The organism is Pseudomonas kilonensis (genome assembly GCF_001269885.1).
GTDB lineage: Bacteria > Pseudomonadota > Gammaproteobacteria > Pseudomonadales > Pseudomonadaceae > Aquipseudomonas > Aquipseudomonas kilonensis.
The window spans coordinates 92,102-103,342 of the sequence record NZ_LHVH01000001.1; the positions used below are offsets into that span (position 1 = coordinate 92,102).

Consider the following 11,241-nt stretch of genomic DNA (forward strand, 5'->3'; position numbering starts at 1 on the left):
CACCAGTCCCTTGTGGGAGCGAGCCTGCTCGCGATAGCGGTTGGACATTCAACATTTATGTCGACTGATCCACCGCAATCGCGAGCAGGCTCGCTCCCACAAGGGGCAGGGTTAACCGGTCGCTGCACCAACCCCTACGGTGGTACGCAACCGCCCTTCCAACCGGCGTTTGAGTCCGCGGGATTCGATCAGCAGCTTCGAACCCTTGCTGGCATTCGCCCGGCCCCATTCTTCCAGCAGCTCCAGGCACGAGTGATCGATGTAGCTCAGGTTATTGAGCGGCACATGCACGGTCGCGCCCGTCGGTATGGTGCCCAGCACCTGGGTCAACGCGGGCACCTTGAGGAAGGTGGCCGCGCCGACCAGGCGCAGTTCCATCTCGCCTTCCTGGGGCAGGTCGATCAGGCTGATTTTCAGCCGCGAGGCTTTCCAGGCCAGTTTCGCCAGGGTCAGGCCGAAGCCGATCAGCACACCGGTCAGCAGGTCGGTGAAGATGATCGCCAACGCCGTGGCGGCGTAGGTGAACATCGGCATCCGCCCATAGCGGCCCAGGCTGCGAAACGCCTTGAGGTCCACCAGTTTGAAGCCGGTGTACACCAACACCCCCGCCAGGCTCGCCACCGGAATGCTTTGCAGCACGCTGGACAGCAACAGCACGAAGAGCAACAACCACAGGCCGTGGAAAATCGTCGACAACCGCGTGGTGGCCCCGGCCTGGACGTTGGCCGAGCTGCGCACGATCACCCCGGTCATCGGCAGGGCGCCGAGCAGGCCGCAGAGCATGTTGCCGATCCCTTGCGCCGACAGTTCGCGGTCGAAGTCCGCACGCTCACCGCTGTGCATGCGGTCCACGGCGGCTGCCGATAGCAGGGTTTCGGCGCTGGCAATGAAGGCGACCGCGAACGCGGCGACCAGCAGCGTCGGGTCGGCCAGGTTCAGCAGGTCCGCCGGGCGCAGCCAATCAATGGCTTCGGCGAGGTTTTCCGGGACTTCCACCCGTTTGACCTGCAAGGCCAGCAGCAGGCTGGCGACGGTCGCCAGGCCAACGCCCAGCAAGGCGCCGGGAACGAAGCGCAGGCTGTGGGGGCGAAACTTTTCCCACAGCCACATCACCGCGATCGTCGACAGACCGAGCAGGCCGGCCTGCCAACCGAAGGACGGCAAGGCCTGGGCCACCGCCGCCGGGAATGCCGCCAGGTTATCCAGCCCCGACGGCTTGGGCGCCGCGTCGAGCATCACATGGACCTGGGACAACACGATCAGCACGCCGATACCCGCGAGCATCCCGTACACCACCGCAGGCGCGGTGACCCGGAACCAGCAACCCAGGCGAAAACGCCCGGCCAACAATTGCAGCAGACCGGCCAGCAGCAGGATCGGCCCGAGCATGGCCACGCCATGCTGGCGCACCAATTCGAAGACCAACACCGCCAACCCGGCGGCCGGGCCACTGACTTGCAGCTTGGAACCGGCCAGGAAACCCACCACCAGGCCACCGATGATGCCGGTGATCAGGCCTTTGGCCGGTGGCAGGCCGGACGCGATGGAAATGCCCATGCACAAGGGCAGCGCCACCAGGAACACAACCACCGAAGCCAATAGCTCCCGTGGCAGAACAGCTTTTAATTGAGCACGCATGGCGACTCTCCCGAAGTTTTCTTCAGGCATGGCGAGGCCCTACCGCGCAAATGGCGGCAAGGCTTGAACCACACAAGTTTAGGAGTGGTTAGAAGCGCGCTTTGGGCGTCGCCACCGGTATCGGATGGCTGCCATCGAGCGGCAGGAAACGTCCCTGGTCCGCGTCATAGGCTTTGATCTCGCTGGTCTCGATGTTGTACACCCAGCCATGGATGAACAACTGACCATTGGCCATGCGCGATGCGACCGAGGGATGCGTTCGCAAATGCTGCAACTGCGCGATCACGTTCTCTTCGGTGAGGATCGACATGGTCTGTTTTTCGTCGCCACACGGACAGTTGTCGTGGACCATGGTCTTGGCCACTTCGGCGTGGCGCAGCCAGGCTTTTACCGTGGGCATTTTTTCCAGGGTGTCGGGGTTGAGCACGGCACGCATGGCGCCGCAATCGGAATGGCCGCAAACGATGATGTGTTGCACACCGAGGGCCAGCACGGCGTATTCGATGGCGGTGGAGACGCCGCCGTTCATTTGCCCATAAGGTGGCACGACGTTGCCGACGTTACGGGTCACGAACAGGTCGCCGGGGGAGCTATGGGTGATCAACTCGGGCACGATGCGCGAATCGGCGCAGGTGATGAACATCGCCCGGGGCGTCTGGGCGGTGGCGAGTTTCTTGAAGAGTTCTTCCTGTTGCGGAAAGATCTCGTGATGGAAATGCAAAAAGCCGTCAACAATATGCTGCAGCGCTGCATCGGCGGTTTCCGCCTGGGGTTGGGCTGAAGCCGACGCAGCCAACGGCTGTTTATCCTTGTCACTCATGATTCATCCTCTTTTTGACGGTATGACGCCAGTGGCTGGTTAAAAACATCCAGGTCGACATGTCCGACCCATCAGTCACTCGCTGAACAAGGTAGCGGCCGAAACTTAACTCAAACTGAAATCGAAGGCTCTAGAACAATGATTACAGGGGTGGCAAAACACTGGCGCAGCTCATGCCCAGCGCTGTTCCAAGGTCAACTTTAATCAAATCAAAGACATCTGTCGGCCCGGCGGACAGAAGGCATCGCAATCAAGATGGTATCCGTCGCGACGCTCAAGCCCCAAGCGCTTGAGGGCCTTGGCGAAACGCTGGGCCAGCAGGTCGGCGAACGGGCCTTCGCCGCGCATCCGCGCACCGAAACGGCTGTCATACAGTTCGCCACCGCGGCTCTGGCGCACCAGGCTCAGCACGTGGGCGGCGCGTTGCGGGTAGTGCGCCTGCAACCACTCCTCGAACAGCGGCGCAACTTCCAGCGGCAGGCGCAGCATGACGTAGGCGGCATTCTGCGCGCCGGCGGCGTGGGCTTCGGCCAGCAGGCTCTCGATCTCGCTGTCATTGATCATCGGGATCATCGGTGCACACAGCACCCCCACGGCAATGCCCGCCTCGCGCATGACCTTGATCGCCCGCAACCGCGCCTTGGGCGCCGCCGCGCGGGGTTCGAGAATACGCTTGAGCTCATCGTCCAGGGTGGTGAGGCTGATCATCACGTGCACCAGGCGTTGTTGCGCCAGCTCGGTCAGCAGGTCCAGGTCACGCAGGATCAGCGAACCCTTGGTGACGATGGTCACCGGATGCCGATAGCGCAGCAGCACCTCGAGAATCCGCCGGGTGATCCGTTGCTCGCGTTCGATAGGCTGATAGGGGTCGGTGTTGGAACCCAGCGCGATCGGCGCGCATTGATAGCCGCGCCGGGACAATTGCGCTTCCAGCACATCGGCGGCATTGGTCTTGGCGATCAGCTTCGTTTCGAAATCCAGCCCCGGCGACAGGTCCCAATAGGCATGGCTGGGCCGCGCATAGCAGTAGATGCAGCCGTGTTCGCAGCCTCGGTACGGGTTGATCGAGCGGTCGAAGGGGATATCGGACGAGGTGTTGCGGGTAATGATGGTCTTGGCCATTTCGATGCGCACTTCGGTGCCCTGGGTCGGCGGGACTTCCTGGTACCAGCCGTCATCTTCGGCCACCGAGCGATTCGGGGCGAAGCGGTTATGCGGGTTGGTCGCGGTGCCGCGGCCGCGAGGCGGAAGAGAAGCTGACATGGGAGCACTCCGAAAGCTGTATGTGCATACAGTATTCGTTGCATTCGATTAAGGCCAGTGCCATTCGGCAGCCCGAATCCTCGATCATCGTTCACAACGCTTTGACGTTCTCCTCACAGGCTTTTAACCGCAGCGAGCCGAAACTGTTGGTTCCTTCGTTTTCGGTCGTCCGTGCATGCTCAAGCTCTGTTCCCGTTCACTGCTGTGCCTGGCCTTGCTCATCGGGCTGGCCGGGGCCTGCGCCCAAGCGGCCGACTCCACGCAGGTGAGGCCCGCTGAATGGGCGCAGCCGGTGGAAAAGGCCTACAACCTCTACCAGATGTCACCGACGCTCTACCGCAGCGCCCTACCGGACGGCGCAGCGCAGCCCTTGCTGAGCAAGCTGAGGATCGGCACGGTCATCAACTTTCTGCCGGAGTCGGACAATCGCTGGCTGTCCACCCCCGGCATCGAGCAAGTGCAGTTGCCCTATCGCACCAATCATGTCGATGACAGCGACATCCTCAGGGCTTTGCGCGCCGTTCAGGCGGCCGAAGCCAGGGGGCCGGTGCTGATGCACTGCAAGCACGGCTCGGACCGCACCGGGCTGGTCGCCGCCATGTACCGGGTGGTGGTGCAGGGTTGGAGCAAAGAGGATGCCTTGAACGAAATGACCGAAGGGGGCTTCGGTGACAGCCATCACTTCAAGGACGGCGTGCGCTACATGATGCAGGCCGATGTCGACAAGCTCCGCGTGGCGCTGGCGAATGGCGATTGCAGCACCAGCGTCTTTGCCCTTTGCTCCTTGGAAAGTTGGGTCAATTCAACGACCCCGGCGCGTCACCTTGACCCTCAAGCGCTGGTTCCGGCACGGTGATCGGTTGCGTGTAAAAAAGCATCGATGGACGTCGATAGAGGCCGTGAATCGCCCCACTCGAATATCGTTTCACGCAACACCCTGCCGGTTTCCCTATCGAATAAGCCGTTGCGCTTGAATCGTTCGAATACGGCCCTGGCCAGGCTCGTGGACCAAAGGTAGGTATAAATCCCGGCGGCGTAGCCTGTGACCATGTAATCCAGCCCATTGGGCCAGCGTTCGTGCATGAACACCGGTAAGTGGCCTACTTTTGCACGCACGTGCTCGAATACTTGCTGGGCGGTACGACCGTCACTGTGGCTGTGGTGCAGTTCCATGTCGAATAACGCATCGCGTATCTGCCCCGCAATGCCCCAACTGGTTTGGGTCTGTAGATAAACCATCAACTGATCGGCGACTTTGTCCGGCAACGGTGCTCCGGTTTGGTGGTGCTTCGATATCCGGATGAGGAATTCTTTGGAGGTGCACCACTGTTCGAACAACACGCCAGCGAATTCGGCCGCGTCCCGGCTGAGCGCGGTGATGCCCGAGACGTCGCGGTATTCAACCCGGCTTAACACATGGTGCAGACAGTGCCCTAATTCGTGGAAGAGCACTCGCAGTTGCTGATAATCCAGCAACAGGGGGCGGGTGCTGGAACCGCGCGGCAACCAGCCATGCAGCACCGCGATGGGATAACGCGGCCGGCCCTCGGCGGTGATGCGGCGGTTTCGCAGGGTAGTGGTATTGGGAAAGCCATTCTGATCCGCATATTCGAAGGGATCGAAATAAAAGTAGCCGAGGGTTTCGCCCCCCTCCCGGACTTCGAAAAGACGCACCTGCCGATGCCAGCTCGTCACGTCCTGGCGCTCGATGAAGTCCACGCCAAACAGATCCGTGGCGATCAGCAGCAACTGGGCAAAAGTCGGTTCCAGTGCGAACCAGGCGCTGACGTCCTGCTCCGAGATACCGGCCGTTTGCCGACGAAGTTTTTCTGCCAGGTACTGCACATTCCAGGGCGTTAATTTGTTGACATGTTGTGTCTTGGCAAACGCCTCCAGTTGCTTCGCATCTTCGGCAAACACGGTTTCCTGTTGGTCAAGCTGCCCTTGCAAGAACGTCATGACGTCTTCTGGCGACTGCGCTTGCTCTGGCTCGACTGCCATCTGCGCGTAGCTTGAATAGCCCAGCAGTTTGGCGAGTGCATACCGATCCCTGAGCAATTGGCGCAGCACTTCGCCGTTGTCGTAAACCCCGGCCTGGGGCCCTTGATCCGATGCGCGGGTGCTATAGGCAGCGTACATTTGCTTGCGCAAGACAGGATCGTCGGCGTAACGGGTGACGATGCGAAACGACTCGTCGTTGAGGGTCAGCAGCCAGCCTGTGCCGCCCTTTTCACGGGCTTGCTCGGCCATGAGCTGCTTGAAGGATGACGGCAGGCCACTCAATTGGGTTTCATCATGGAGTATTTTGCTCCACGCTTTGTTCGCTGCGTGCAAGTGCTCAAGGAACAAGGTCTGGGCGCCTTGGATACGTAGCTTCAGGTCATTGAGCTTCTCCGGTGACGGCGATCCCATTCCATTCTGGCGCAACCGCCGCAGGATTTTCGCCAGCGTTCGTTTTCGCACGGGGGAGAAATGCAGGCCGACCTGGCTGGTCGCCAAGCGTTGGTAAAGCTGAAACAGTTCGGGATGTTGCATCAGCGATCGCTGGAAATCTTGCAGCCGTTGTTGGCAATCGTCCGAAACCTGCTCCCAGGCATCATCAGTCCTGGTCGATGCCATGAGTTCCAATACAAAGCCGAAGCTTCTCAGGCGTGCGTGGATTTCATCCATCGCCAACACCAGGTCATCCCACGTAGGGTACGGTGTCTGGGTCTTGATGATCTCGGCGACTTTGGCAAGGCTTTCGGCAATGATCTGGTCTAGCGCGGGAGAGAAGTGTTCGACGCGGATGTTTGAAAAAGGTGGCAGGACATAGGCCTGCAAGAGGGGATCATAAGGGCGGTACATGGAGGCTTCCTGTCAGTCTGGACGTGTCAGGCCAGTCTGATGAGGAATGCATGAGGCGCTGCGGTACATATATAACGCTTCCGGGCCGGGCGGCCCGGAAGGTGATGCCAAAGATGTCAGTCGGTTTTTTTCTTCAGCTTCGGGTTGGGGAAAAACTGCACCGCCTGAACCTTGGCGTCCGGCGCCTTGAGCGCCGAGGTATTGACCCGGGTGCCCAATTCCTTGGGCACCGACAGGCCTTGCTCGTTGAGTGTGTCGGAATAACCGCAGGCCACACATTCACGGTGCGGCACGCCGTCTTCGTTCCACATCATCAATTTGTCCGGCTCGCTGCAGGCCGGGCAGACCGCCCCGGCGATAAAGCGTCGCTTGGTAATCACAGGTCCCTCGCTCATGCTGCCGCGTCCTCGGTCAGGCCGCTGTGGCGCAAGAGTGCGTCAATCGACGGCTCACGGCCACGGAAGTCGACGAACAGCACCATCGGCTCCTGCGAGCCGCCACGGGCCAGGATCGCCTCACGGAAGGCACGCCCGGTGTCGGCGTTGAGCACGCCGTCCTCTTCGAACTTGGAGAAGGCGTCGGCCGACAACACTTCCGCCCATTTGTAGCTGTAGTAGCCCGCCGCATAACCGCCGGCGAAGATGTGGGCGAAGCTGTTGGGGAAGCGGTTGTAGGCCGGTGGACGCATGACTGACACTTCGTCACGCACGCCTTCGAGCACTTGCAGCACGCTGCGGCCATCGCCGTGGGTGGCGTGCAGCTCGAAGTCGAACAGCGAGAACTCCAGTTGGCGGACCATCATCAGGCCAGACTGGAAGTTTTTCGCCGCGAGCATTTTCTCCAGCAGGTCCTGGGGCAGCGGCTCGCCGGTTTCGTAGTGGCCGGAAATCAGCGCCAGGCCTTCAGGCTCCCAGCACCAGTTTTCCATGAACTGGCTCGGCAGCTCCACGGCATCCCAGGCCACGCCGTTGATGCCGGACACGCCGGCGTGTTCGACGCGGGTCAGCAGGTGGTGCAGGCCATGGCCGAATTCGTGGAACAGGGTGGTGACTTCATCGTGGGTCAGCAGCGCCGGCTTGCCGCTGTCGGCCGGGGTGAAGTTGCACACCAGGTTGGCGACCGGGCTTTGCAGGACGCCTTCGAAGGTGCGACGACGGTCGCGGGCGCCATCCATCCAGGCACCGCCACGCTTGTTGGCGCGGGCGTAGAGGTCGAAGAAGAAGCGGCCGACGTGCTGGCCATTCTCTTTGATTTCGAACAGGCGCACGTCCGGGTGCCAGCTGTCGAAGCCTTTCAGTTCGGCGATCTCGATGCCATAGAGGCGTTGCACGATGGCGAACAGGCCGCCCAGTACCTTGTCGATCGGGAAGTACGCACGCAGGGCTTCCTGGGCCACGCTGTAACGCTGCTGGCGCAGTTTTTCACCGTAGAAACCGCTGTCCCAGCTTTGCAGGTCGGGGCAGCCCTGTTCGGCGGCGAAGGCTTTGAGCTGTTCCAGGTCCAGGGCGGCGAACGGTTTGCTGCGCTTGGCCAGGTCCCGCAGGAAACTGAGGACCTGATCGCTGGATTCGGCCATCTTGGTCGCCAGGCTCAACTCGGCGAAGTTGGCGAAGCCGAGCAATTGGGCCAGTTCCTGACGCAGGTCGAGGATCTGTTCCATCACCGGGCCGTTGTCGTTCTGGCCGGCATTCGGGCCCTGGTCCGACGCACGCGTGCAGTAGGCGGCGTAGACTTCTTCACGCAGGGCGCGGTCTTCGGCGTAGGTCATCACCGCGTAATAGCTGGGGAATTCCAGGTTGATCAGCCAGCCGTCCAGCTCTTTGGCCTGGGCGGCCGCAGCCATTTGCGCCTTGGCCGAGTCGGTCAGGCCGGCGAGGGCGGCCTCAAAGGTGACGTGCTTGGTCCAGGCCTGGGTCGCGTCCAGCAGTTGATTGGAGAAGCGGCTGCCCAGTTCGGACAGTTTGCTCTGCACTTCGGCGTAGCGCTTCTGCTGCTCGGGTGGCAGGTCGATGCCCGACAGGCGGAAGTCACGCAGGGAATGTTCCAGGATGGTTTTCTGCGCCACGTCGAAACCCGCGGCTTCAGGGCTGCTCGCCAGGGCTTCGAAGGCCTGGAACAGCTCGCGGTTCTGGCCCAGCTCGGTGGAGTAGGCACTCAGCGCCGGCAGGCAGGCCTCGTAGGCTTCGCGCAGTTCAGGGCTGTTGCGCACGGCGTTCAGATGACTGACCGGGCTCCAGGCGGCGCCCAGGCGATCATTGAGCTCGTCCATCGCCAACACCAGGCCGGCCCAGGTAGGCTGCTGGACTTGGGTCTTGAGGAGCTCGGCGATGGCAGCACGGTTGTCAGCCAGGATCTGCTCGATGGCCGGTTGCACGTGCTCGGCACGGATCGCCGAGAATGGCGGCAGGTCATAGGGCTGCAAAAGAGGGTTGTTCACGCTCACGGTCGACACCTTGGCTGGAAGAAACATGGGCCCATCTTAATTACAATCGACGTTCACCGCAGCTAGCAGCGCCTATCACCGGATAAGAGAGAGCCTATCGTGACCCTTCGCACGTACCAGAACCACAGCCCGCGGCTAGCCCGTGGCGCTTTTGTCGACAGCACCGCGGTGGTGATCGGCGACGTCGAAATCGGCGAAGACAGCTCCGTCTGGCCGCTGACGGTCATTCGTGGCGACATGCACCGCATCCGTATCGGTGCGCGTACCAGCGTCCAGGATGGTTGCGTGCTGCACATCACCCACGCCGGGCCGTTCAATCCCGAGGGTTTCCCGTTGCTGATCGGCGACGACGTGACCATCGCCCACAAGGTCATGCTCCATGGCTGCTCCGTGGGCAGCCGGATCCTGATCGGCATGGGTAGCATCGTCATGGACGGCGCGGTGGTCGAAGATGATGTGATCATCGGTGCCGGCAGCCTGGTACCGCCGGGCAAGCGCCTGGAAAGCGGCTTTTTATATGTGGGCAGCCCGGTGAAGCAGGCCCGGCCGCTGACGGACAAGGAGCGCGCGTTTTTCACCTACAGCGCGGCGAACTACGTGAAGCTCAAGGACCTGCATCTGGCCGAAGGCTACGACCAGGCCTGAATCGCCTACCTAAGATGTCGAATGAACCATTGTGGCGAGGGGATTTATCCCCGCTGGGCTGCGTAGCAGCCCCAAACCCTGCCACCGCAGTGTGCCAAGTTTGTTACATTCAGTTTTTTGGGGGCTGCTGCGCAGCCCAGCGGGGATAAATCCCCTCGCCACAGTTTCATTCAAGCCTGTTGAGTGAACTTCATGATCACCCAGGAACTGCAATGCATTACCAGACTGTACTCTTCGACCTCGACGGCACCCTCACCGACCCTCGCGAGGGCATCACCCGTTCGATCCAGTTCGCCTTGAGCAAACTGGGCATCGACGAACCCGACCTGACCCGCCTTGAGCATTTCATCGGCCCGCCGCTGTTGCAGGCCTTCATGCAGTTTTACGACTTCGATGAAGCGAAGGCCTGGGAGGCGGTGAATTTCTATCGCGAACGCTTCAAGGTCACCGGCCTATACGAAAACCGCGTCTTCGACGGCGTGATGCCACTGCTGGAAACCTTGGGCGGCCAAGGGCGCCAGTTGTACATCGCCACCTCCAAACCCTGGATTTTCGCCCGGGAAATCGCCCGCCACTTCGACTTCGCCCGGCACTTCAAGGTGATCTACGGCAGCGAACTGGACGGCACCCGCACCAACAAAGTCGAGCTGATCGCCCACCTGCTGGCCGAAGAAGGCCTCGACCCGGCCAACACCCTGATGATCGGCGACCGCAAGCACGACCTGATCGGCGCCCACCGCAATGGCCTGGATGCGGCAGCGGTGGGGTATGGGTTTGGCAGCCATGAAGAACTCAGCGCCGAGGGCCCGGCGTATCATTTCCAAACATTGGATGAGTTGCACCAGGCGTTTTTGCGGGGTTAGTCATATTGCCATCGCGGGCAAGCCTTGCTCCCACAGGACCGCGCCTTGAATGCCATGGGGGCAAGGCTGCTCCCCAAAAAGCAGCATCTGGAGTACCTGTGGGAGCAGGTTTGCTCCCCCCAAAGGCAGCATTTTGAATGCCTGTGGAAGCAGGTTTGCTCCTCCCAAAGGCAGCATTTGGAATGCCTGTGGAAGCAGGTTTGCTCCCCCCAAAGGCAGCATTTGGAATGCCTGTGGAAGCAGGTTTGCTCCCCCCAAAGGCAGCATTTTGAATGCCTGTGGAAGCAGGTTTGCTCCTCCCAAAGGCAGCATTTGGAATGCCTGTGGAAGCAGGTTTGCTTCCCCCAAAGGCAGCATTTTGAATGCCTGTGGAAGCAGGTTTGCTCCTCCCAAAGGCAGCATTTGGAATACCTGTGGAAGCAGGTTTACTCCCCCCAAAGGCAGCATTTGGAATGCCTGTGGAAGCAGGTTTGCCCCCCCAAAGGCAGCATTTGGAATGCCTGTGGAAGCAGGTTTGCTCCCCCCAAAGGCAGCATTTGGAATGCCTGTGGAAGCAGGTTTGCTCCCCCCAAAGGCAGCATTTGGAATGCCTGTGGAAGCAGGTTTGCTCCCCCCAAAGGCAGCATTTGGAATGCCTGTGGAAGCAGGTTTGCTCCCCCCAAAGGCAGCATTTTGAATGCCTGTGGAAGCAGGTTTGCTCCTCCCAAAGTCAGACTTTGGAA

Annotated in this window: 10 protein-coding genes; 3 read left to right on the forward strand and 7 right to left on the reverse strand. The window is 60.9% G+C overall.

Annotated elements, in window-relative coordinates:
• Positions 1-111 precede the first annotated feature (111 nt).
• From AD662_RS00425 to AD662_RS00435, 3 genes are all read right to left on the reverse strand, one after another.
• Complete coding sequence (locus AD662_RS00425) at positions 112-1,638, reverse strand: SulP family inorganic anion transporter (protein WP_053184859.1); 1,527 nt, start codon at positions 1,636-1,638, stop codon at positions 112-114.
• An 88-nt stretch (positions 1,639-1,726) separates the two neighbouring features.
• Entirely contained in the window at positions 1,727-2,458 is a 732-nt protein-coding gene (locus AD662_RS00430; protein ID WP_018600861.1) for a carbonic anhydrase, read from the reverse strand.
• A 204-nt stretch (positions 2,459-2,662) separates the two neighbouring features.
• The gene (locus AD662_RS00435) at positions 2,663-3,721 is read right to left on the reverse strand and encodes a PA0069 family radical SAM protein (protein ID WP_018600860.1); all 1,059 of its coding nucleotides are present in this window, start codon (positions 3,719-3,721) and stop codon (positions 2,663-2,665) included.
• Positions 3,722-3,896: 175 nt separating this feature from the next.
• On the opposite strand from AD662_RS00435, the gene AD662_RS00440 reads away from it, so the two are divergent.
• Positions 3,897-4,577: a dual specificity protein phosphatase family protein gene (locus AD662_RS00440; protein WP_053184862.1), complete on the forward strand. Its 681-nt coding sequence runs from the start codon at positions 3,897-3,899 to the stop codon at positions 4,575-4,577.
• Here the strand turns inward: AD662_RS00440 and AD662_RS00445 are convergent.
• The 3 genes from AD662_RS00445 to prlC all read right to left on the reverse strand — a co-directional run bounded on the left by AD662_RS00445 (position 4,553) and on the right by prlC (position 9,038).
• Positions 4,553-6,391 carry a M3 family metallopeptidase gene (locus tag AD662_RS00445; protein WP_328587279.1) on the reverse strand — a complete coding sequence of 613 codons (1,839 nt, stop codon included), beginning with the start codon at positions 6,389-6,391 and terminating at the stop codon, positions 4,553-4,555. The two genes, AD662_RS00440 and AD662_RS00445, sit on opposite strands and share 25 nt — an antisense overlap.
• 293 nt (positions 6,392-6,684) lie before the next feature.
• A complete protein-coding gene (locus AD662_RS00450) occupies positions 6,685-6,963 on the reverse strand; it encodes a YheV family putative zinc ribbon protein (protein ID WP_018600854.1) in 279 nt (92 codons plus the stop codon).
• A complete protein-coding gene (prlC, locus tag AD662_RS00455; RefSeq protein ID WP_162843732.1) occupies positions 6,960-9,038 on the reverse strand; it encodes an oligopeptidase A in 2,079 nt (692 codons plus the stop codon). The genes AD662_RS00450 and prlC overlap by 4 nt, the downstream gene beginning before the upstream one ends.
• A 72-nt stretch (positions 9,039-9,110) precedes the next feature.
• On the opposite strand from prlC, the gene AD662_RS00460 reads away from it, so the two are divergent.
• Positions 9,111-9,656 (forward strand): gamma carbonic anhydrase family protein, encoded by a 546-nt coding sequence (locus tag AD662_RS00460; protein ID WP_018600849.1) that lies wholly within the window; start codon positions 9,111-9,113, stop codon positions 9,654-9,656.
• Between the two features lie 212 nt (positions 9,657-9,868).
• A complete protein-coding gene (locus AD662_RS00465; protein ID WP_053177441.1) occupies positions 9,869-10,519 on the forward strand; it encodes an HAD family hydrolase in 651 nt (216 codons plus the stop codon).
• Here AD662_RS00465 and AD662_RS29455 read toward each other — a convergent pair.
• Positions 10,520-11,241: hypothetical protein (locus AD662_RS29455; RefSeq protein WP_211264865.1), on the reverse strand; the 722-nt coding region annotated here is incomplete at its 5' end.

Excerpts from the sequence above, each read along its gene's own strand:
- AD662_RS00425 (WP_053184859.1), bottom strand. The coding sequence starts at position 1,638 with ATGCGTGCTCAATTAAAAGCTGTTCTGCCACGGGAGCTATTGGCTTCG.
- AD662_RS00430 (WP_018600861.1), bottom strand. The coding sequence starts at position 2,458 with ATGAGTGACAAGGATAAACAGCCGTTGGCTGCGTCGGCTTCAGCCCAA.
- AD662_RS00435 (WP_018600860.1), bottom strand. The coding sequence starts at position 3,721 with ATGTCAGCTTCTCTTCCGCCTCGCGGCCGCGGCACCGCGACCAACCCG.
- AD662_RS00440 (WP_053184862.1), top strand. The coding sequence starts at position 3,897 with ATGCTCAAGCTCTGTTCCCGTTCACTGCTGTGCCTGGCCTTGCTCATC.
- AD662_RS00445 (WP_328587279.1), bottom strand. The coding sequence starts at position 6,391 with ATGGATGAAATCCACGCACGCCTGAGAAGCTTCGGCTTTGTATTGGAA.
- AD662_RS00450 (WP_018600854.1), bottom strand. The coding sequence starts at position 6,963 with ATGAGCGAGGGACCTGTGATTACCAAGCGACGCTTTATCGCCGGGGCG.
- prlC (WP_162843732.1), bottom strand. The coding sequence starts at position 9,038 with ATGTTTCTTCCAGCCAAGGTGTCGACCGTGAGCGTGAACAACCCTCTT.
- AD662_RS00465 (WP_053177441.1), top strand. The coding sequence starts at position 9,869 with ATGCATTACCAGACTGTACTCTTCGACCTCGACGGCACCCTCACCGAC.